We start from the raw sequence: 21,279 nt of genomic DNA on the forward strand, positions 1-21,279 counted from the left end.
GGAACCCAGTCCTACAGCCCGATCTGTGTTCCCGCCTGCGCGGCAACATGCTGAAGTGAAGACGGAGCATAAACCATGCGCATAGCCATCATCACCGACGCCTGGAGTCCCCAGGTCAATGGCGTGGTGCGCACGCTTCAAACGATCAAGGGCGAACTGGAGCAGATGGGCCATGTGGTGAAGGTCATCTCACCCGACCTTTACGGCTCCATCCCCTGTCCGACCTATCCCGAAATCCGGCTGGCGCTGGTGCGCTCATCTGTGGTGGGGCAGGCGATCGCCGCCTTCCAGCCCGATGCCGTGCATCTGGCGACCGAAGGAACATTGTGCCTGGCCGCGCGGCGCTGGTGCCTGCGCAGCGGCGTGCCGTTCACCACTGCCTATCACACCCATTTCCCCGATTATGTGGCGCAGCGCACCGGGCTGCCAGCCGCATGGTTCTGGCGCTATATCCGCTGGTTCCATGGCCCGGCGCAAGCGGTGCTGGTATCGACGCGTTCGGTGCGCGATCAGTTGCGCGCCCATGGCCTGCCCAATGTCCGGCCGTGGGGGCGGGGGGTGGACCTGGCCGCCTTCACCCCCAATGCGCCGCCGCCCGCCGCGTTCGCGGACCTGCCACGCCCGATCATGCTCTATGTCGGGCGCGTCGCGGTGGAGAAAAATCTCGAAGCCTTCCTCGCCACCGATCATCCGGGCACCAAGGTCGTGGTTGGGGATGGCCCGGCCCGCGCGATGCTGGCGCGCGCTTATCCCGACGCGTATTTCCTGGGGCCGATGTTCGGCGACGCGCTGGCGGGTGCCTATGCCGGGGCGGACGTGTTCGTCTTCCCCAGCCGCACCGACACGTTCGGCCTGGTCATGATCGAAGCGCTGGCGAGCGGCACGCCCGTCGCGGCCTATCCCGTGTCCGGCCCGGTCGACATCATCACGGCGCAGAGCGGCGCACTGTCGGACGATCTGGGCCAGGCGATCGCCGCTGCCCTGCGATGCGATCGGGCGGCCTGCGCCGCTTACGGCCAAAGTTTCAGCTGGGAACGCAGCGCGCGCGAATTTCTCGCCGGGCTGCACGCCATTCCCGCCACGCTGATCGAAAGCGCCGCCTGACGCTTTTCCTTGCTCCTTTCCCTGTCATCGACTATCTCCAACCCGTCGTGGCCGCCCTGCTTGGGCGGCCCTTATCGTTTTTACGCCGGAGAAGACCCCGTGTCCCAGCCACTCATGCCTCACGCGACCGCCAGCTGGCTGGTCGACAATAGCGCTCTGAGCTTCGACCAGATCGCGGAATTTTGCGGGCTTCACATCCTGGAAGTGCAGGCGATCGCGGACGACACCGCCAGCATCAAATATACCGGCCGCGATCCGGTGCGCGCGCATGAAGTCACCATGGAAGAAATCCATAAGGGTGAGAATAACCCCGATTATCGCCTCAAGATGCTCAAAGGCCCGGAGCCGGTCCGCCGGACCAAGGGGCCGCGCTACACCCCCGTCAGCAAGCGTCAGGACAAGCCCGATGGCATCGCCTGGATCCTGCGCAACCACCCCGAAGTCTCGGACGGCGCGATCGGCAAGCTGATCGGCACGACCCGCACCACCATCGCCGCGATCCGCGACCGGACCCACTGGAACATCTCCAACATCACGCCCAAGGATCCGGTAACGCTGGGCCTGTGTTCGCAGCGCGAACTGGATGCGCTGGTCGCGAAGGCCGCGAAGAAGGCAGGCATCGAAGCGCCCACCGATTCGCGCCTGGATGGCGATCGCGAAGCCCTGATCGAGGAACTACGCCGTGAGCGTCAGGAGACGGTGCGTCGCGCCGAAGAGGCACTGAAGGCAGAGACGGATCTGATTTCCGCCACCGCGACGATCATCGATCCCTTCAGCAACAACAAGGGCGAGGTGTGATGCCGTAGCGTCATCAGCGACTTGCACTAAGTCGCTGCGATGCAGCATATTTCGGGGCCATGCGGTTGACGCCGCATGGCCCTTTTTACGGTGCTTGACGCTTGCGTAAAGCAAGCCATGCCCATACAGTTCGGGCATGGAGAGCAAAGAAAAAATCTGGCGAGAACGCTACCAGCACCCGACTGTCTGGGACCAGACATTCCCCCCGCTGTCGATGGGCGACATGGTCGTGAACAGCGCCAACGCCCATCCCGATGCGCCGATGATCGACTTCATGGGTCGGCAATTCAGCTATGGCGCGATGCTGCGGCAGATCCGCTGCATCGCTTGCGGTCTGCAAAAAATGGGCGTGCAAAAGGGCGACCGTGTCGGCCTCTATCTGCCCAACACCCCCCATTATGTCGCGGCCTATTATGGCGCGCTGATGGCCGGCGCGATCGTCGTCAACTTCTCTCCGCTCTACACCGCCGCCGAACTGGAACATCAGGTCGAAGATAGCGGGACGAAAATCCTCTTCACCCTGTCGGCCAAGGCGCTGTTGCCCACCGCGCTGGAAGTGCTGGAGGACAGTACGCTCGAAACCCTGATAGTGGGGTCGGTCGCCGAAGTCCTCTCGCCGGTCAAATCGCTGCTGTTCCGCTGGTTCAAGGCCAGCGAGAGCGTCCCCCTGCCGGACGATCCGCGTGTGATCCGCTACGACCGCTTCATCGCCAATGACGGCGGATGCGCGATGCCGGTGATCGATCCGGTCCACGACGTCGCTTTGCTGCAATATACCGGGGGCACCACCGGCACGCCCAAGGGCGCGATGCTGACGCATCAGAACCTCACCGCCAATGCGCGGCAGGCGCAGGCGATCGATCCCCACGCCAACGAAGCGGATCGCATCATCGCGGTGCTGCCCTTCTTCCACGTCTTCGCCAACACCTGCACGCTCAACCGTACGGTGATGAACGGTGGGGAAATGGTGATGCTGCCCCGCTTCGACGCGGCGCAGGTGCTGGCGGCGGTGCAGCGGGTCAAGGCGACGTCGCTCCCCGGCGTGCCGACCATGTTCCAGGCGCTGCTGGATCATCCCGCCATCCGCAACATCGACTTTTCCTCACTGCGCGCCTGCATCTCCGGCGGCGCGCCCTTGGCGCTGGAACTCAAGCAGAAGTTTGAAGCCGCGACCGGCGCGCAACTGATCGAAGGCTATGGCCTCACCGAAACCAGCCCGATCGTCTGTTCCAACCCCTATGAAGGGCTGAACAAGACCGGCACCGTGGGACAACCGGTGCCCGGTACGCGGGTCAAGCTGGTCGATCGCGAAGACCCGACCCGCCCCCCGCCCGAAGGCGAACCGGGCGAACTGCTCTTCGCTGGACCCCAGGTGATGAAGGGCTATTGGAACCGGCCGGACGCCGACGCCGAAGTCTTCATCGGCGAATTCGTCCGCACCGGCGATGTCGGCCTGATCGACGAAGACGGCTATGTGAAGATCGTCGACCGGTTGAAGGACATGATCGCCGTGGGCGGGTTCAAGGTCTTCCCCAGCCAGGTGGAAGCCGTCCTCTACCATCATCCCGCGGTCAAGGAGGCGCTGGTGATCGGCGTGCCCGACCATTATCGCGGCGAACAGCCCAAGGCGTTCGTAACCCTGAACGAAGGGGCCGAGATCGACGGCGCGGCGCTCAAGGACTGGGCCAACCCGCAACTGGGCAAGCATGAACGGGTGTGCGAGGTGGAGGTCCGCCTGAACCTGCCCAAGACGCTGGTCGGCAAGCTGTCGCGCAAGGAATTGGTGGCCGAGGAGCGGGCGAAGGCAGACGCGGCGCGGCAACAGGCTGGAACCGTGGCCTGACCGTTCCTATCTGTGTGGAAACATGGATAAGGAACCAATGATGGCGCAGGAAATCGCGACGCTGGCCGGTGGCTGCTTCTGGTGCACCGAAGCGGTCTATCAGAATCTCAAGGGCGTCGAGAGCGTGGAAAGCGGCTATATCGGCGGGGAGCGCCCCGATCCGACCTATGAACAGGTCTGTTCGGGCACCACCGGCCATGCCGAAGCGATCCGCATCACCTATGACCCGGCGGTCATCAGCTATGCCGACCTGCTCGACATCTTCTTCGCCACGCATAATCCCACGACGCTGAACCGCCAGGGCAACGACGTCGGCACCCAATATCGCTCCGCCATCTTCCCCCATTCGCCCGAACAGGAAGACGCCGCCCGCGCCGGTATCGAACGCGCCCAGGCAGACCAGAGCGACCCGATCGTCACCACGATCGAACCGGACGCCCCCTGGTATCCGGCTGAGGATTATCACCAGAAATATTGGGACCGGGTCGGCACCCAGAACCCCTATTGCCTGGCGGTCATCCCCCCCAAACTCGCCAAACTCCGCAAAGGCTTCGCAACCCGCATTGAGGCATAAAGCAGGGGGTTATCAAGGAACGGTATCGTCAAATAACACCGTCATCCCGGGCCTGACCCGGGATCCCGCTTCTTGATTTCAACGCAACCTCGATAACTGGAAACATAGCTCAAGGCCGGGGCGATGAACGTCGAGAGGTTAGTGTCCCCCCTCCAAACGCCCCGTCGCGTTTCCCCCATCCTTAGTCCCCGGTTCATCGAAATCATGCTAGGTCGCACTCAGACAAACCCAAACAGGTCGGGGGACCGCACATGAAAAAGACTATTCTGATCGCCACGCCACTATTGCTGCTGGCTCTACCCGGCTGCGTCCGCACGGTCGCAAGCGTCGTGACCGCCCCGGTGCGCGCCGGATCGCAGGTGGTCGATTGGACGACGACCAGCCAGGACGAAGCCGACCGCAATTACGGCCGCAAAATGCGCAAGCAGGAAGCCCGCGAAGGCAAGGAACGCAAGAAGGCGGACCAGCAACGGCGCAAACAATGCCGCGACGCAGGCTATGGCAATTGCGGGTAAAGTTTAGCTGAGCGCAGATTTTGCGCAGCGGCGCATAGCGGTTTTGAACGGTAACAGCCGGTCCACTTTCACCTTCGTCATGCCAGCGAAGGCTAGCATCTCTCTTGTCTTTCGAATGTTTCGCTAGAAGAAGTGAGATCCCAGCTTTCGCTGGGATGACGGCAACGAGTGACGAAAGGAATCCCTCAAGCCGCCGCGCGCCGCAACCTGTCATTGATCGCCGCGCCAATCCCCTCGTCGGGAATAGGCGCCACCGCGATCCGCATCGCCGCGCTGGCATCCGCGATATGCAGGGCAGCAAACAGATGCGCCGCCGCTTCACGCAGATCGGCTTCCTGGCTCAAATTGATGTGACATGGCATCAGGCCAAAGCCGATCAGATACTCGTCCGCTTCCGCCCGCATCGCGTTCAACCGCACCGGCTTGGACGGCGCATAGTGGCTCTCCAACTGCCCCGGCGCCTCGATCTTCGCATCATCGCCCACCACGACCGGCAGCCCAGTGGCATCCTCCAGCATCGCGGCCGTCACCGGACCGGGCCGCAGCAGCCGCACCCGATCCGCCATCGGCGCGACGATGGTCGATTCCAGCCCCTCGCTGGTCGGCCCTTCGTCCAAAATCATGCGGATTTTGCCATCCAGGCTGGCGAGCACATGGTCGGCGCGCGTCGGGCTGATCGCACCGCTGCGATTGGCGGACGGCGCGGCGAGGGGACAGCCGCTTTCCCGGATCAGCGCCCGCATCGCCGGATGCGCGGGCAGCCGCAGCGCGACGGTCGGTAACCCCGCCGTCACTAGCGCCGATAGGCCGCTATCGGCTCGCACCGGCAACACCAGCGTCAACGGCCCCGGCCAGAAATGCTCCGCCAGCCCATCGGCCACGGCGGAAAAATCGGCCAATCGCCCCGCCATCGCCCGGTCGGCGACATGGACTATCAATGGATTGAAACTGGGTCGCCCCTTCGCGCTGTAGATGGCGGCGACGGCATGGCTGTCGGTCGCGTCGGCCGCCAGGCCATAGACCGTCTCGGTCGGCACCGCCACCGGCTCCCCCGCACGGATCAGCAGCGCCGCTTCGCGCAGAGACTCCGTGCCATATTGGCAGCATTTGGTGGAATAGGCTGGATGAGCGATAGTCACGACCCCCGCGATATAGACCCCGATCCTGCCGAGTAAAAGGCCATTGCGTCAGGGCCATGACAGGCGCGCGTCTCTGCTTGCCGCAATCCTCATCCATGGCTAATCCCGCGCCATGACCGACGCACTTCTCACCCGCATCGCCGAAGCGCTGGAACGGCTGGCACCGCCGCCCGCGCCATCCGCCGACCTTGCTGCCTTTCCCGCCTATGTCTGGGACGGGACGGCGATCCATGCGGTGGATGCGTTCGCGCCGGTGGATTTCGATTTGTTGACCGGGATCGACGCGCAGAAGGGCGCGCTGCTCGACAACAGCCGTCGCCACGCCGCGGGCCATGCCGCGCATGACGTGCTGCTGTGGGGCGCACGCGGCACCGGCAAGTCGGCCGCCGTGGCCTCCGTTGTCGGCCAGTTGCAGGGGCAGGGGCAGGACATCGCGCTGCTGCAATGCGCGATCGATGAACTGGCGAGCCTGCCAGCACTCTTTGCCCTGCTGCGGCAGACGACGCGGCCCTTCATCCTGTTCCTCGATGATCTGGGGTTTGAGGAACAGGGCGCGGGCGACGCCCGGATGCTGCGCTCCCTGCTCCAGGGCGGCACGGCGGCACGGCCCGCGAACGTGCGCCTCTACGTCACATCCAACCGCCGCCATATTGTGCCGCGCCACCTGTCGGAGCAGGACGATCCTATCAACCCACGCGATGTGGTGGACGACCGGATGGCGCTGTCAGACCGCTTCGGCCTCAGCCTCGGCTTCCACGCGCTCGACCAGGACGCCTATGTCGCGATCGTCAGCGGCTATGCGGCCAAGCTCGGCCTGACGTTCGACCCACTGGAAGCGATCCAGTGGGCAACCCAGCGCGGCAGCCGCTCCGGCCGGGTCGCTTGGCAATATGTGGTCGAACTAGCCGGACGGAACAGGCTGACCGTCTAAATTCAGCCGCCGTTCGCTTGAAACGAACGGCTGTCGCCTATCCCAAACGCCGTGCTCCCGCGCAGGCGGGAGCCCAGTCCGGACCTGTCAACCGAGTTTCCGCCCGCGGAAACACCTAACCCAAAATCACTGCGCCTTCGTCACCCGCCACACCACGCCACCGACATCGTCGCTGACCAGCAACGCGCCCTTGGCATCAGCCGCGACATCGACCGGGCGGCCACGCGCATTGCCATCCTTGTCCAGGAAGCCGGTCAGCAGGTCCACCGGCTTGGCCTTGCCCGCCTCGCCATCGGCAAAGCCCACATAAACCACTTTATATCCGGCGGCCGGTTTGCGGTTCCAGCTGCCATGCAGGCCCACGATCGCGCCGTCGGTAAAGGGCGCGCCCAGTTGCAGCTTATCGACGAAGGTCAGGCCCAGCGGCGCGACATGATTGCCCAGCGCATAGTCGGGGCGGTGGGTATATTCGCGCAGCTCCGGCCGCTGCGGCTGCACGCGCCGATCCTCATAACCGCCCCAGTAGTTCCAGGGCCAACCATAGAAAGCGCCGAACTCCACCCTCGTCAGATAGTCGGGGACCAGGTCGCTGCCCAGCATGTCACGCTCATTGACCACGCCCCACAAAGCCCCGCTCTTGGGTTCGAACGCCAACCCTACCGGATTGCGCAGCCCCGCCGCAAAGGTGCGATACGCCCCCGTCTTGGGATTGACCTCCAGCACCAATGCGCGATTGGCTTCGCTCTCCAGCCCGTTTTCGCCGATATTGCTGTTGGAGCCGACCCCGACATAAAGCAGGCCCGAAGGGCTGGCGACCAGGCTGCGGGTCCAGTGATTGTTCGGCGCCTGCGCGGGCAGGTTCAGAATCTTGCGCCCCTTCGCGCCGATCTTCGTATCGCCCACCTTATAGGGAAAGGCCATCAGCGCATCGGTATTGGCCACATAAAGCGTGTCGCCGATCAGCGCCATGCCATAGGGCGAATGGAGGCCGGACAGGAAGACCGTCTTGGTTTCCGCGCGCCCGTCGCCATCGGCGTCGCGCAGCAATGTGATGCGATTGGCGGACGGCACTCCGGCGCCCGCCTTGTTCATCAGATAGCCCATCACCTTGTTGACGATACCGCCCTGCGGCCGGGGCGGGCTGTTGGTTTCCGCCACCAATATGTCGCCATTGGGTAGGGTCAGCAGCGACCGGGGATGGGCCAGCCCATCGGCATAGCGCGCCACGCGCAGCCCATTGGCCGCCACGGGCGTCTCATTGCCCGTCCACGGTTTGACGTCGGCGACATTGACTGTCGGGATCATCTCGCTGCGCGCGCCGGTAAACACCGGCTCGCGCCCGGTATCCGCGCCCGGCGGCAATTGCGCCGTGTCGCCCTGCGCCAGATATAGGAACAGGCCGCCCGCGATCAGGACGACGATAATTAGGAGGGCGATGATATGCTTTTTCATGCCCCACATCTATGCGGAGCCAGGGCCGTGGGCAAGGCGGCGCTTGCCCCTTATTTGCCCCGTTCGCGCAGCCACAGCAGAACGGCGATCAGCACGCCTGTGGCCGCGCCCACCAGCAGCCCGATGCTCGGCTGCCCCAGCAAACCGCCACCGATCGCGCCGCCCAGGATCAGGAAGGCGATGATCGCACCAGCGCCTGTCGGTTCATTCTTGCCCTTGCTCATCGCTGCCCCTTGCCATGGACCATGCGACAAGGCTAGCGACTTTGGCGTCGGCCAGCGCCGCGATCCGGTCGCCATGGGCAACGCCCCGTTTCGGGATGGCCCGTCCCGGCGCGGGACGATGGTCCCATATCGGGACGTGCCTAACACGCCGTTCACCCTTCAAGCGGGCCGTGGCCGCCAAAGCGCTGAAATGGCACGGCAATTGATAGGGTGGCTCGATAATAAGGTCGCCAAAAACAAGTCGGGGTTTGCAATGCAGGTGCCATATCTTTCGAATCGAAAGAGCTATGAAGACGCGGCCGAACTGATGACGGCGTTCGGCGACAATGCCGGCTACGAAGCCGCCGTGCGCGCGGACCGCAGCCTGGACCAGGGCAACCACATCCATTTCTGCCACTGGCGCCAGATCGAACGGCTGATCGTCCTGCTGACCCACGATCAGCCCCTTGGCACGATCCACTAAAGCCAGACGACGCGACCGTGATTCATCCGGTCATGTTGGGCAGGACATTTACGTCCTCTCCCTGACAGCGGGGAACGAAGCGCAGCCAAACCTCTGCGCGCGCCTAACCGCCTTGTTACCCGGCGAAGGCCAGGGACGCCCGACAGTTCCGACTATAGACGGCTTGCGACGAACGCCCGCCGTCCTAAAGTCGCAATCCCGCCGTCTCCGGCAATCCCGCCAATATATTGAGGTTCTGCACCGCAGCCCCTGCCGCGCCCTTGCCCAGATTGTCCAGCGCCGCGACCAGCCGCGCCTGGCCGCTCGCCGCATCGCCGAACACGAACAGCGCCAGCCGGTCCGTCGCCCCGACATGCTCCAGCGTCACCTGGCCCATCGCCGCGCTCTCATCCAGCGACGCGACGCTGACGATCGCCGATCCGGCATAGGCGTCCGCCAACGCCGCATGGATATCGCCCAGCGCCGGTGCGCCCGGCATCACCCGCAACTGCAACGGCACTTCCACGATCATCCCGCGATAGGCGTTCGCCACGGCAGGGGCAAAAAGCGGCGGATGCGCCAGACCCGAATAGCGGGTCACTTCCGGCACATGCTTATGCCCCAGCGCCAGGCCATAGGGCCGAAACGCGCTGGGTGCGCCGCCTGACCCTTCATACTCGGCGATCATCGCCTTGCCGCCACCCGAATAGCCCGATGCGCCCGATACCGTCACCGGCCAGTCTGCGGGCAGCAACCCTGCCAGCACCAGCGGCCGCACCAGCGCCAGGAAACCGGTCGGCCAGCAGCCCGGATTGGCGACGAAGCGGCTGTTCGCCAACCGCTCGCGATGGCCCGGCTCCAGTTCGGGAAAGCCATAGGTCCATCCGTTCGCCACGCGATGCGCGGTCGATGCGTCGATCACGCGGGTGCGATCATTGTCGATCAGCGCCACGGCCTCCCGCGCGGCATCGTCGGGCAGGCACAGGATGACGACATCGGCCGCGTTCAACGCATCGCGCCGCGCGCCAGCGTCCCGGCGCTGCGCTTCCGGCACGGTGATCAGCGTCAATTCCGGGCGACCGGCCAGCCGATCGGCGATCTCGATACCGGTGGTGCCATGCCCGCCGTCGATAAAAACATTCGTGCTCATGCGCTGATCCTCCGCCGCGCGATCACAGGCTGCGGATGCGTGTCGGCCAATCGGGCGACGACGTCCGCCAGCGGTTCCTTGACCACCGCCATCCAATGGGCGTTGGCGTGCAGCAACGTCCGGGCGTCGGTCATGATGCCGACATGGCCGGGGAAGAAGATCAGGTCGCCGCGCTGCAACGCCGCCTCGCTGTCGATCGGCATCCCGATGCCTTCGCATTGCAGGTCGGTGTCGCGCGGCACGCAAACGCCCGTCTGGCCCAGCGCCACTTGCACCAGCCCCGAACAGTCGATCCCGCGATGGCCGCGCCCACCCCAGATATAGGGCTGGCCCAGATAGCGTTCCGCCACCGCCACCCAATCGGTCGGCCGGGCTTCGACCGGTTCGGCATGCCGGACATGGATATAGCCTTCGGCGCATGCGATAAAGTCGTCCTGCGCCTCGCCCGTGAACAGTGCGCCGCCCGGCCAATGGTCGGCGATCGGCGCCTTGATGTCCGGCGCGCAAAATAGCGGCGCGCTTCCCACGATGATGCGATGGGTGGGCGTTTCCAGCAGGTCCAGCGCCTCGCGCCGGATATAGCCGACATAGCCGTCATGGCCGCAAAAGCCCCAGGCCCAGTCGGTCATCACGTCCAGCGCATGAAATGTCTCGCCGCGCAGCAATTCGCTCACGGCCTCGCCGGTGGGCGACGCCGCCGACAGGATAGCGGAACCGGGCGCAACGCAGGTAAGGGGGACGGCCCGCGCATAATGGGCCGAAAACAACACGCCTGCCAGCGAAAGGTCGGCGAGGTCGCCGCGCGCCGCGTGGATACGGCGGTCCAGCGCTACGGAGCGTCCGTCCAGTTCGAAACGGGTTCGTTCGGGCGGTCTATTCCGCGGGGAGGTAATCGTGCCTGTCATCGCGGGCGGTTCCTGCGATGAAATGGTGAAAGGCGTCAAGAAATTCCGCCCCTTTTGGCGTCCGGGTGATGAAAATATTGCGACGATCCGTCACATCGCGCTCCCGGCGGAGGTAACCCAGCGCCGACAGCTTGTTCAGCGCCCGGGTGATGACGGGCTTTGACACATGCAGCGCCTCGGCCAGTCCGCGCACCGTATGCGGGCCTGAACCGATATACACTGTCATCATCAAAGCCATCTGCCGGTTGGTCAGGTCGGGTTTCCCGGACCGGACATAATCGACAAGAGTGCGCATCCACTGCCCAATGGATTGAAGGCCGGAGCGTTCGGTTTCAGTTAGGGTTTGCGCGTTCATGCAAGCCTAACGCACGATTCCTAATCCGGTTGCGTAACGGATGCGACGCAATTGCAGTGTTTATGCGCGCGCCCGGTACCGCCGTTGCAGCATCCTGAAAACCGCGCGCAGGCCCAGCGCTTCCCCGCCCTTGGGCCGCCCCGGTTTCGACGTCGGCCGCCAGGCGAAGGTGTCGAGATGCAGCCAGGGCGTATCGTCGGGCACGAAGCGTTTCAGGAACAGCGCCGCCGTGATCGCGCCGGCGAAGCCGCCTTCGCCCGCATTGTTGATGTCGGCCACGTCGGACTTCAACATATCGGCATAGCCGTCCCACAAGGGCAGCCGCCAGGTCGGATCGTCCACCGCCGTTCCGGCCGCCGCCATGTCCGCCGCCAGCGCATCGTCATTGGCGAACAGCGCAGGCAGGTCGGGGCCGACCGCCACGCGCGCCGCACCCGTCAACGTCGCGAAATCCACGACCAGTTCCGGCTTCTCCTCGCCCGCGCGGGTCAGCGCATCGCCCAGCACCAGCCGCCCTTCGGCATCGGTATTGCCGATCTCCACGCTCAACCCCTTGCGCGTGCGCAGGACATCGCCGGGGCGGAAGGCATTGCCCGCAATCGCATTTTCCGCCGCCGGGATCAGCAGGTGCAACCGCACCGGCAGCCGCGCCGCCATGATCAACTGCGCCAGCGCCAGTGCATGGGCCGCGCCGCCCATATCCTTCTTCATCAGGCGCATCCCCGAAGACGGCTTGATGTCTAGCCCGCCACTGTCGAAACAGATGCCCTTGCCCACCACCGCGATGCGCGGCGCGGCCGGATCGCCCCATGTCAGTTCGATGAGGCGGGGCGCGAAGCCCTTGTCCGCCGCTTTCCCCACCGCATGGATCATGGGATAGCCCTGCTCCAGCGCATCGCCGCGCGTCGTCGTCACCTTCGCATCGAACGCCGCTGCGACCCTCTCCACCGCCGCTTCCAGATCGGGCGGCCCCATGTCGGCGGCGGGCGTATTGACCAGATCGCGGACCAGCGCGACGGCCTGCGCCAATTGCACCATCGGCGCGACCTGCGCGACATCGCCGGTCAGCAACGTCCGCCCGCCCACGACCGCATCGTCCCGCCGATAGCGATCGAACCGATATTGCGCCGTCAGCCAGCCCAGCGCCGCTGCGCCCACCGCGCCGTCCGCCAGTCGATACACGCCTTCTGGCAAACTCTCCGCCAGCCGCGCCAGGCACCACGATCCCAACGCCGCGCTGGACGCCACCCCTGCGACCACCGTCCATTCCTCGGCCTTCGCGCCCGGCAGGACCGCATGCTCATGCGGCAATCCGCGAAATTTCTGCGCCGCCACCATCGCCCGCACCGCCGCCGGTTGGCCCGTCAGCCACGCGTCATAGCCTTTGGCGTCGATCAGTTGGATCGATCGGGCGGGCTGCTGGTTGTCGGCTTTGAGCAGGTCGGAAAAATCGGTCATGCCATGGGGTGTAAGGGAAAGGGATCGGCCATGGGAAGCGCAATTTTTTCATCGCTGACCCGGCACGTCCGGCCCCTTCTTCATTTGCGCTGCGACCCGTGCGAGCCTAGATTCACACCATAAACAGATAAGGAGATGGACGATGATTCACGGTGATGATCGCAGCCTTCAGGCTGCCAGAGCGCGGGCCTATACACTCGCCGAAAGCGGCAAGTTCGACAATAGCAACGCCGTGCAACAGGCGCTGGTCGCGGAAGGCTGGTCCAATGCGGGACTGGCGCTCGACAGCGATTATGCGCGCAAGGCGATCGGCGAACGCTGCCGCGCGGCGCAGGCGCATTGATGCGGGGCGGGGGGCTGATGCAGGGCAGGGGGCTGGTTCCGGCGGCGGCGATCCTGATCGCCGCCTGCACGCCGTCGCAGGATAATCGCAGCGACAATGCCAGCCCGAACGCGGCGTCCACGCGTTTCGCCGAAAAGATGAGCGGCACGCAGGAACCGGTACAGCCGCCCGCCAAGCCCTTTGCCGAGAAGGACAACAGCGCCTTCCTCGAATATAGCTATGCCTATCCCGCACAGGCCGCCGCCATCCCCGCGCTGGTCGCCAAATTCGACAAGGCCCGCGCCGCGTCGAAAGCCGATGCGCTCAAAATGGCGCAGGAAGACAGCGCCGCCGCCAAGGAAACCGGCTTTCCCTTCCACGCGCACAGTCTGGACACAAAATGGAGCGTCGCCGCCGACACCCCGCGCTTCCTGTCGCTCCAGTCGGAAAGCTATGTCTATACAGGCGGCGCGCACGGCATGACCGGCTATGAAGCGCTGCTATGGGACAAGGCCCGCAAGCGCGAAACCAGCATCAAGGCGATGATGACATCCCCCGCCGCGTTCAAAGCCGCCATCCGCGACCGCTTCTGCGCCACGCTCGACAAACAGCGCGCCGAAAAGCGCGGCGCACCGGTCGTGCGCGGCGACGATGAATTTACCCAATGTATCGACCCGATGGAACAGGTGCTGGTGCCCACGTCCAAGGACGGCAAGTCGATCGACAGCCTGATGGTCGTCGTCGGCCCCTACAATGCCGGCCCCTATGCCGAAGGCAGCTACGACGTTCCGGTCCCGGTCGATGCCACCATGGGCAAGGCGATCAAGCCGGAATATCAGGACGGATTCGTCGCGCCATAATATCGTCGAGTCTGGCGTTCCCCGGCGAAGGCCGGGGCCCAGTCCGAACCGTACAACTGGCTCCCGACCTTCGCCGGGGAACAGCATGTGTCAGCCTGGACCTAAAGAAGTCAGCAACAATATCCCGTCATCACAGCGAAAGCTGGGATCCCACTTCTTCTTCACAGATGCCAGCCCGCGCCGACATGACGGAGTTCACCTAAACCGGCACCCCATACAAATCATGCTCGTCGGCATCCTCGATCACGACATCGAAAATATCCCCGGCCTTCCGCCCTTCGCCCACATCGCGCAGGAAGACATTGCCGTCGATCTCCGGCGCATCGGCCTGGCTGCGCGCGGTCGCGCCGATGCTGCCATCTTCCTCGTCCGCTTCGCCGACCTCATCGATGATCACCGGCAGCACCCGGCCGATCTTCGCCTGCAACTTGGCGGCGCTGATCGCGGCGGTCTTTTCCATGATCCGCTGGTAGCGTTCTTCCTTCACCTCTTCGGGCACCGCGCCCGGCAGGGCGTTGGCCGCCGCGCCCTCGACCGGCTCGAACCGGAACGCGCCGACGCGGTCCAGCTGTGCCTCGTCCAGCCAGTCGAGCAGATATTGGAAATCCGCCTCCGTCTCGCCGGGAAAGCCCACCACGAAGGACGAACGGATCGCGATATCCGGGCAAATGTCGCGCCATTTGGCGATGCGGCTCAGCACCTTGGCTTCGTTGGCCGGGCGCTTCATCGCCTTCAACACCGACGGCGCGGCATGTTGGAACGGAATGTCGAGATAGGGCGTCAGCAGCCCCTCGGCCATCAGCGGGATGACCTGATCGACATGGGGATAGGGATAGACATAGTGCAGCCGCACCCATGGCGCGATGCCCTCGGCGGTGCGCAACTGCCCCAGTTCGCGGGCCATGTCGGTCATATGCGCGCGGACTTCGCGGCCTTTCCACATGCGCGGATCGTGGCGCGTATCGACGCCATAGGCCGACGTATCCTGGCTGATGACCAGCAATTCCTTCGTCCCCGCCGCGACCAGCTTTTCCGCCTCGCGCAGCACCGCATCGATCCGCCGCGACACCAGATCGCCCCGGATCGACGGGATGATGCAGAAGGAACAGCGATGGTTGCAGCCTTCCGAAATCTTCAAATAGCTGTAATGGCGCGGCGTCAGCTTCAACCCGCCCTCGGGCACCAGGTCAACAAAGGCGTTGGGGATGGGCGGCGACGCATCATGCACCGCATTGATCACCTGCTCATATTGATGCGCGCCGGTGACGGCCAGCACCTGCGGGAAGCGGGCGCGGATAACATCCGCCTCATCGCCCATGCATCCGGTTACGATGACGCGGCCATTTTCCGCCATCGCCTCGCCGATCGCCTCCAGCGACTCTTCCTTCGCGGAATCGAGAAAGCCGCAGGTATTGACCAGCACGACGTCGGCGCCCGCATAGTCGGCCGACATCAGATAGCCGTCGGAGCGCAGCTTGGTGAGGATCCGCTCGGAGTCCACCAGATTTTTGGGACAGCCGAGCGACACCATGCCGACTTTCGGCGCTTCAGGAAATTTGGTTGCCATGATCGCCGCGCACATAGGGATAAATGCGCCAAATGTCACGTCCCGCCAGCGACGGCGGCGATTCAGTCGGCTTGCTGTGCCTTTGCGGCCTCGTCGCCTTCGGTCACTTCGATGATCACGTCGCCGGTCTGCAGCGCACCCGCGCCTTCTTCCCAAAACCCGATCGGGCGATCCTCCCGATAGACACGAAGCCCGATCCCGGTCCGGATCGCCGACAAAGGCCCGCCAATCTCTTCTGGCAACACCGCCCGTTCGTTCAGCTTCACCCGCCCGCCCGACGCTGCCAGGTCGGTCATATAATCGGCGATATGCCGCCCGCTGGTGCTGCCCGCCAGCAGCAGCCCGGCAAAGCTGGTCGGGTTGATCACCGTCGTCGCCCCCGCCTGCCGCGCGGGCAGCTCATTATCCTCGTTGCGCACGACGATGCTGATCGGCAGGCGCGGGGCCAGATGCCGGGCGGTCAGCGTGATCAGGATCGACGTGTCGTCCCGCCCGGCCGACACGATCATGCTGCGGGAGCGATGGATCGCCACATCCTTCAACGTCTTGTCGCGCGTGGAATCGCCGCACAATATGTTGCACCCCTGCGCTTCGGCCAGCGCCAGCGCCTTTTCACTGCCGTCGATCACGACGATCTCGCGCGCGTCGGTGCCGCGCGCGAGCAGTTCGTTCACCGCTTCCTGCCCGCTGGTGCCGAAACCGGTGACGATGATGTGATTGTGCAGATCGGCCTGAATACGTGCCATGCGCCACCTGTAGAGGATGTTGCGAAGAAAGAGATTATAGGCCGTGCCCAGAAAGATTAGCCACACGAACAGCCGGATCGGCGTGACCAGCAATGCCTCGAACAGCCGCGCTTCGGGCGTGACCGGCACGATATCGCCATAGCCCACCGTCGTCACCGTGACCGTCGTGAAATAGAGCACGTCGACGAAGCTGATCCTGTTGTCCAGATTGTCGCGCAACCCGTCGCGCCCGACCCAGTGGATCAGCAGCACCAGCGCGATCAGCCCGAACACCACGCCCACTCGCCATACCAGATCGACCCAGAGCGGCAGCGAAGACCGCCGCCGCAGGAACCCGGCGGTCAGCGACGGCGTGGTCGGCTGGACGATTCTCATGCCGGGGGCAACTGGCCGATCGGGTTGACCGGCACCCGGTCCCGGCGCAATTCGAAATGCAGCTTGGGCTTGCTGGCATAGCCGGTGTCGCCGACCAGGCCGATGATTTGCCCCTTCGTCACTTTCTGCCCGCGCACCACATCCACGCGCGACGCATGGCCATAGGCGCTGACCCAGCTGCTGCCGTGGTTCAGCAGCACCAGCCCGCCGAACACCGCCACCTTGTCGCCCGCATAGGCGACCACGCCATCGGCCGCCGCGCGGATCGGCGTGCCTGCGGGCGCGGAAATATCGATGCCATTATTCTTCGCGCCGCTTTCACCGGGGCCAAAGCGCGACAGGATCACGCCCTTGATCGGCCAGGCGAAACTGCCGGTCAACCTGGTCGGCTGCGCGATCGGCACGTTGGAGGGCAGGGGCTTGGGCGCGCGCGACGCCACGGCCACCGGCGCATTCTCCGCCGCCGCGGGCTGCCCGCCAGTCAAAACATCATCGATGTCGATGCGGAACGCAGCGGCGCGCTGCTCCATATTCGGCGCGCGGGCAGGGGTGTCGCCGGGCAGCAGCAGCCGCTGCCCCCGCCGCAAAACATAGGGTTCCTGCAATCCATTGACGTCCACGATCCGCCGCCACGGCACGCCATAGGCCGACGCGATGGCGATGCCCGTCTCCCCCTCCGCCACCAGATGATAGCGGCCTGCGGGAATGGACAATGTCTGCCCCGTCCGCACGGCATAGGGGGCGGGCAGGGCGTTGGCCCGCGCGATCGCTTCCGATCCCGCCCCGCTCCGGTTGCCGATGCCGCGCAGCGTATCGCCGGGCTGCACGACATAGGTGGACCCCGGCACGGTGCGCGCGCTGGCGACGACCTGCTGCGCCGTCCATACCGGTTGCGTTTCCGCCAGTTCCACCGTGGACGCATCCGCCCCCATCTGCGGCGGCGGCGTCGGCGCAGGTTCGCCGCGCTCCGCCTGATTGGGAATACAGCCCGCCAACAGAAGCGATCCGGACAACATGGCGAGAGGGAAGATGGGACGCTGCATCGCGCGTGTGTATCGCATCATGCGATGGTTTCCAGCCCTTTCCGCATGGCGCCAGTGCGCGCAGCAAAATCACATAGTTAGCTAACTAACCAAATCGTAAAAACGCATATAACTGTCGCACTCCCTGTCTCAAACCTTCCGTTCGGTTCGAGCGTGTCGAGAACCCTCACGCAACGGTTCTCGACACGCTCGAACCGAACGGGGAAGGCATTACCGCGGCACCAATACCGTAACCCCGCCCATATATGGCGCCAGCACCTCCGGCACGATTACGCTGCCATCGGCCTGCTGATAATTCTCCAGCACCGCGACCAGCGTCCGCCCCACGGCCAGCCCCGACCCGTTGAGCGTATGCAGGAAGCGCGTCTGCTTTTCCCCCTCCGGCTTGTACCGCGCGTTCATCCGCCGCGCCTGGAAATCGCCGCAGTTGGACACCGAACTAATCTCGCGATAGGTGCCTTGGCTCGGCAGCCACACTTCCAGATCCCATGTCTTGCGCGCGCCAAAGCCCATGTCGCCGGTGCACAGCAGCATCTTGCGATAGGGCAGGCTCAGCGCCTGCAAAATGCCCTCGGCGGCCCCGACCATGCGCGCATGTTCGGCGTCCGACTCCTCGGGCGCGCAGATCGCCACCAGTTCGACTTTCTCGAATTGATGCTGGCGGATGAACCCGCGCGTATCACGCCCGGCGGACCCGGCCTCCGACCGGAAACAGGGAGTCAGCGCGGTCAGAAGGATCGGCAGCCTGTCCGTCGCCACGATCTGCTGCGCAACCAGATTGGTGAGCGAGACTTCGGCGGTCGGGATCAGCCAGCGGCCATCGGTGGTGCGGAACAGATCCTCGGCAAACTTGGGCAACTGCCCCGTCCCGAACACAGCCTCGTCGCGCACCAGCAGCGGCGGATTGACCTCCTCATAGCCATTCGCGCCCGACTGCCTATCCAGCATATATTGCGCCAGCGCCCGATGCAGCCGCGCCATCTGCCCCCGCAATGCCGTGAAGCGCGCGCCGGACAAGGCAGCCCCCGTCTCGAAATCCAGCCCCAGCGCCGGACCGAAATCGGCATGGTCCTGGGCCACGAAATCGAACGCGCGCGGCGTGCCCCAACGGCTGACCTCCACATTATCCGCCTCGTCCGAACCCTGTGGTACATCGTCAGCGGGCAGGTTGGGGATCGCGGCCAGCATCGCAATGAGCGCGTCGCCCACATCCTTGTCCTGCGCCTCCAGCGCGGGCGTGCCTTCCTTCAGCGCCGCGACTTCGGCCTTCAGCGCCTCGGCCTTATCCTTGTCGCCAGCCGCCATCGCCTGGCCGATCGCCTTGCTCGCCTCGTTGCGGCGGGCCTGGCCCTGCTGCAACTGGGTCTTGAGCGCCCGCGACTGCTCATCGATCGCCAATATCTCAGCGGACAGCGGAGCCAGCCCCCGCCGGGCCAGGCCCGCGTCGAAGGCTTGAGGGTTTTCGCGGATGAAACGGATGTCGTGCATGGGCCAGTCCTATGCCGCCACGCGACGGACCGCGCAACCCTATGCGCCGCTGGCTCGTTAGTCCTACATCAATCAACGAGAAAAGGACGAGCGATGCAGATCGAACATGACGCGATGGTGCTGGTGGCGGACGGCCGCAAGATGCTGTTCTTCCGTAACAAGGGCGACAGCGCCTTTCCCCAGCTGGAAGCCGAAGAGGTGAAGGTGCAGGATAATCCCGCCGACCGCGATCAGGCGTCCGACGCCGCGGGCCGTTCCTCTTCGCCCATGGGCGGTCGTCAAAGTTCGATGGAGCAGGTTAATTTCCACGATCTGGAAGAAGCCCGCTTCGCCACCGAAGCCGCCGACCTGCTCAAGCGCCGCGCCTTCGCCCAGGATTATGAGAAACTGATCATCGTCGCCCCACCGACCGCGCTCGGCGAAATGCGCAAACATTATCACAAGGAAGTGCAAAGCCGCCTGGTGGGCGAGATCGCCAAGGACTTGACCAATCACCCGGTGCCCGAGATCGAAAAGATCATCGCGGCTGCGTGAGGCCACGAGGACTCCGCTTGCTGTTCCCCGGCGCAAGCCGGGGTCCAGTTCGGAGGCTGCAACCGGACCCCGGCCTGCGCCGGGGAACATGCCCCATGCACCAGAATCATCACATTGTGGGTAACCAACGCCTCTCAACCCCTCCCCCTTGAGGGGGAGGTCGGGTGGGGGTGTGCCAACGCTAGATAGAAGCGCGGCATTGCCTCTCCTTGGAACCCTTCCATGAAGGTCGCGGGCAATAAGCAAAATCATCGCGTCTCGCCATCAACCCAACAAAAATGGGCGGCACCCGATCAATATCGGGGCCGCCCATTTTTGTTGGCGATCGCTGCTATTTTAAGCGGCGGCCTTCGCCTTGCGTTCGGCAAAGCGGCGACGGGCGACGAGCGCCACGGCGGCCGCGCCGAACAGCAGCACCATGGGCGGCGCCGGCACATCGGTGCCGCCAGTGCTGCCACTCGAACCCCCGCTCGAGCTGCTGGAAGAAGAGGTGCTGGACGACGAACTGCCCGAAGACGACCCGCTCGACCCCGTGCTGCCGCTGCTGCCGCTCGACCCGGAACTGCCGCTCGATCCGCTGCTGCCCGTGCTGCCGAAGCTGGACGAGCCGCCCGAAGACGAACTGCTGGACGAGGACGATCCCGACGAGGATGAACTGGACGATCCGCCATCGGAAGACGAACCACCACTGGAGCCGCTGGACCCGGAACTGCCGCTCGACCCGCTGGAACCGCTCGATCCCGAACTACCGCTCGACCCCGAACTACCGCTCGACCCGTTGCTGCCCCCGTTCGAACTGCCATGCCCAGGCTTGCCGGGCTTGCCGCCGCTCGACCCACCCGAACTGCTCGAAGAAGAGCTGGACGAGGAGGACGAAGAACTGGAGCTGGACGAAGAAGACGAACTGCTGACACCCGAGGATGTCGACACATTGCCAGACGAGGTTGATACGTTACCCGACGACGTCGATACGCCGCCCGTGGTAGAGCTGGTCGAACTGCTGATGCCGCCGGTCGAGCTGCTGGTGGAGGAGATCACGACAGATCCGCCACCGCTGCCACCACCACCACCGCCGAAGAAGCCGCCGATGAACCCGCCGCCGCCAAAGCCGCCGCCACCGCCCATCACGACCGGCACGGCGCCGCCGCCACCCGACATCATCGGCATTTCCGCGGCCGGCATCGGCGCGGGCAGGGGAATGGGCGCGGACTGGGTGACGACCGTCACGGTCTGCGGCTTGGTCACCTGCACGGTCCGCACGACCTTGCGCTTCACGGTGCGCACGGCCAGCCGCTTCTTGGGCGCGGCCTTCACGCTCTTATAGCTGTGCACCACTGCCGGCCGGGCATTTTCCGCGACATGCACCGCGCCACCGCCGATGATCGCACCGCCGCACGTGCAAGCGCACAATTTCGCCAAAGCCATCCGTACCGACATAGGATCTACTCTTCTCT

The 21,279-nt window shown here is 64.8% G+C and carries 23 protein-coding genes; 11 read left to right on the top strand and 12 right to left on the bottom strand.

What is annotated here, in order from left to right; genetic code table 11:
• Positions 1–75: 75 nt before the first annotated feature.
• The 5 genes from U5A89_RS08895 (at position 76) to U5A89_RS08915 (ending at position 4,834) form a co-directional block, all read left to right on the top strand.
• Positions 76–1,104, top strand: coding sequence for a glycosyltransferase family 4 protein (locus U5A89_RS08895; RefSeq protein ID WP_338160804.1), 1,029 nt, complete (start codon positions 76–78; stop codon positions 1,102–1,104).
• Positions 1,105–1,218: 114 nt separating this feature from the next.
• On the top strand, positions 1,219–1,902 hold the full coding sequence (locus tag U5A89_RS08900) for a DUF1013 domain-containing protein (RefSeq protein WP_338162990.1): 684 nt from the start codon (positions 1,219–1,221) through the stop codon (positions 1,900–1,902).
• 136 nt (positions 1,903–2,038) lie between these two features.
• Positions 2,039–3,745, top strand: coding sequence for a long-chain-fatty-acid--CoA ligase (locus U5A89_RS08905; protein ID WP_338160805.1), 1,707 nt, complete (start codon positions 2,039–2,041; stop codon positions 3,743–3,745).
• A 40-nt stretch (positions 3,746–3,785) separates the two neighbouring features.
• Positions 3,786–4,319, top strand: a complete 534-nt coding sequence (gene msrA / locus U5A89_RS08910; RefSeq protein WP_338160806.1) for a peptide-methionine (S)-S-oxide reductase MsrA — start codon at positions 3,786–3,788, stop codon at positions 4,317–4,319.
• 251 nt (positions 4,320–4,570) lie between these two features.
• The gene (locus U5A89_RS08915; protein WP_338160807.1) at positions 4,571–4,834 is read left to right on the top strand and encodes a hypothetical protein; all 264 of its coding nucleotides are present in this window, start codon (positions 4,571–4,573) and stop codon (positions 4,832–4,834) included.
• A gap of 185 nt (positions 4,835–5,019) precedes the next feature.
• On the opposite strand, the gene U5A89_RS08920 is transcribed toward U5A89_RS08915, so the two are convergent.
• Positions 5,020–5,973 (bottom strand): L-threonylcarbamoyladenylate synthase, encoded by a 954-nt coding sequence (locus U5A89_RS08920; RefSeq protein ID WP_338160808.1) that lies wholly within the window; start codon positions 5,971–5,973, stop codon positions 5,020–5,022.
• A 112-nt stretch (positions 5,974–6,085) separates the two neighbouring features.
• Here U5A89_RS08920 and U5A89_RS08925 point away from each other — a divergent pair, with 112 nt between their 5' ends.
• Entirely contained in the window at positions 6,086–6,904 is an 819-nt protein-coding gene (locus tag U5A89_RS08925; RefSeq protein WP_338160809.1) for an ATP-binding protein, read from the top strand.
• A gap of 126 nt (positions 6,905–7,030) precedes the next feature.
• Here U5A89_RS08925 and U5A89_RS08930 read toward each other — a convergent pair whose 3' ends face one another.
• Together U5A89_RS08930 and U5A89_RS08935 are read right to left on the bottom strand one after the other, a co-directional pair.
• Positions 7,031–8,356, bottom strand: a complete 1,326-nt coding sequence (locus U5A89_RS08930; protein ID WP_338160810.1) for a PQQ-dependent sugar dehydrogenase — start codon at positions 8,354–8,356, stop codon at positions 7,031–7,033.
• 50 nt (positions 8,357–8,406) lie between these two features.
• Positions 8,407–8,580, bottom strand: coding sequence for a hypothetical protein (locus tag U5A89_RS08935; RefSeq protein ID WP_338160811.1), 174 nt, complete (start codon positions 8,578–8,580; stop codon positions 8,407–8,409).
• A 253-nt stretch (positions 8,581–8,833) separates the two neighbouring features.
• On the opposite strand from U5A89_RS08935, the gene U5A89_RS08940 reads away from it, so the two are divergent.
• A complete protein-coding gene (locus U5A89_RS08940; protein WP_338162991.1) occupies positions 8,834–9,043 on the top strand; it encodes a hypothetical protein in 210 nt (69 codons plus the stop codon).
• A gap of 184 nt (positions 9,044–9,227) precedes the next feature.
• Here U5A89_RS08940 and argC read toward each other — a convergent pair whose 3' ends face one another.
• Genes argC through U5A89_RS08960 form a run of 4 tightly spaced genes read right to left on the bottom strand, consistent with a single transcriptional unit; the run spans position 9,228 to position 12,890 of the window.
• Positions 9,228–10,172 carry an N-acetyl-gamma-glutamyl-phosphate reductase gene (gene argC, locus U5A89_RS08945; RefSeq protein WP_338160812.1) on the bottom strand — a complete coding sequence of 315 codons (945 nt, stop codon included), beginning with the start codon at positions 10,170–10,172 and terminating at the stop codon, positions 9,228–9,230.
• Entirely contained in the window at positions 10,169–11,077 is a 909-nt protein-coding gene (locus U5A89_RS08950) for a C40 family peptidase (RefSeq protein ID WP_338160813.1), read from the bottom strand. The genes argC and U5A89_RS08950 overlap by 4 nt, the downstream gene beginning before the upstream one ends.
• Complete coding sequence (locus U5A89_RS08955; protein WP_338160814.1) at positions 11,046–11,432, bottom strand: MarR family winged helix-turn-helix transcriptional regulator; 387 nt, start codon at positions 11,430–11,432, stop codon at positions 11,046–11,048. The genes U5A89_RS08950 and U5A89_RS08955 overlap by 32 nt, the downstream gene beginning before the upstream one ends.
• 60 nt (positions 11,433–11,492) lie before the next feature.
• Positions 11,493–12,890, bottom strand: a complete 1,398-nt coding sequence (locus U5A89_RS08960; RefSeq protein WP_338160815.1) for a leucyl aminopeptidase family protein — start codon at positions 12,888–12,890, stop codon at positions 11,493–11,495.
• Positions 12,891–13,032: 142 nt separating this feature from the next.
• Between U5A89_RS08960 and U5A89_RS08965 the strand changes: the two genes are divergently transcribed.
• Both U5A89_RS08965 and U5A89_RS08970 read left to right on the top strand, forming a co-directional pair.
• Positions 13,033–13,233, top strand: a complete 201-nt coding sequence (locus U5A89_RS08965; protein WP_338160816.1) for a hypothetical protein — start codon at positions 13,033–13,035, stop codon at positions 13,231–13,233.
• Positions 13,233–14,072, top strand: coding sequence for a DUF4163 domain-containing protein (locus U5A89_RS08970; RefSeq protein ID WP_338160817.1), 840 nt, complete (start codon positions 13,233–13,235; stop codon positions 14,070–14,072). The genes U5A89_RS08965 and U5A89_RS08970 overlap by 1 nt, the downstream gene beginning before the upstream one ends.
• Before the next feature lie 199 nt (positions 14,073–14,271).
• Here U5A89_RS08970 and rimO read toward each other — a convergent pair whose 3' ends face one another.
• The 4 genes from rimO to serS form a co-directional block, all read right to left on the bottom strand.
• A complete protein-coding gene (rimO, locus tag U5A89_RS08975; RefSeq protein WP_338162992.1) occupies positions 14,272–15,654 on the bottom strand; it encodes a 30S ribosomal protein S12 methylthiotransferase RimO in 1,383 nt (460 codons plus the stop codon).
• Positions 15,655–15,701: 47 nt separating this feature from the next.
• Positions 15,702–16,760, bottom strand: coding sequence for a potassium channel family protein (locus tag U5A89_RS08980; protein ID WP_338160818.1), 1,059 nt, complete (start codon positions 16,758–16,760; stop codon positions 15,702–15,704).
• Complete coding sequence (locus U5A89_RS08985; RefSeq protein WP_338162993.1) at positions 16,757–17,776, bottom strand: M23 family metallopeptidase; 1,020 nt, start codon at positions 17,774–17,776, stop codon at positions 16,757–16,759. The genes U5A89_RS08980 and U5A89_RS08985 overlap by 4 nt, the downstream gene beginning before the upstream one ends.
• Before the next feature lie 237 nt (positions 17,777–18,013).
• On the bottom strand, positions 18,014–19,291 hold the full coding sequence (gene serS, locus U5A89_RS08990; RefSeq protein WP_338160819.1) for a serine--tRNA ligase: 1,278 nt from the start codon (positions 19,289–19,291) through the stop codon (positions 18,014–18,016).
• Between the two features lie 93 nt (positions 19,292–19,384).
• On the opposite strand from serS, the gene U5A89_RS08995 reads away from it, so the two are divergent.
• On the top strand, positions 19,385–19,825 hold the full coding sequence (locus tag U5A89_RS08995; RefSeq protein ID WP_338160820.1) for a host attachment family protein: 441 nt from the start codon (positions 19,385–19,387) through the stop codon (positions 19,823–19,825).
• Positions 19,826–20,161: 336 nt separating this feature from the next.
• Here U5A89_RS08995 and U5A89_RS09000 read toward each other — a convergent pair whose 3' ends face one another.
• Positions 20,162–20,260, bottom strand: coding sequence for a PEP-CTERM sorting domain-containing protein (locus U5A89_RS09000; RefSeq protein WP_338160821.1), 99 nt, complete (start codon positions 20,258–20,260; stop codon positions 20,162–20,164).
• A gap of 13 nt (positions 20,261–20,273) precedes the next feature.
• On the opposite strand from U5A89_RS09000, the gene U5A89_RS09005 reads away from it, so the two are divergent.
• On the top strand, positions 20,274–21,149 hold the full coding sequence (locus U5A89_RS09005) for a hypothetical protein (RefSeq protein WP_338160822.1): 876 nt from the start codon (positions 20,274–20,276) through the stop codon (positions 21,147–21,149).
• The last annotated feature ends 130 nt before the right edge of the window (positions 21,150–21,279 follow it).

The organism is Sphingobium sp. HWE2-09 (assembly GCF_035989265.1).
Classification (GTDB): Bacteria; Pseudomonadota; Alphaproteobacteria; order Sphingomonadales; family Sphingomonadaceae; genus Sphingobium.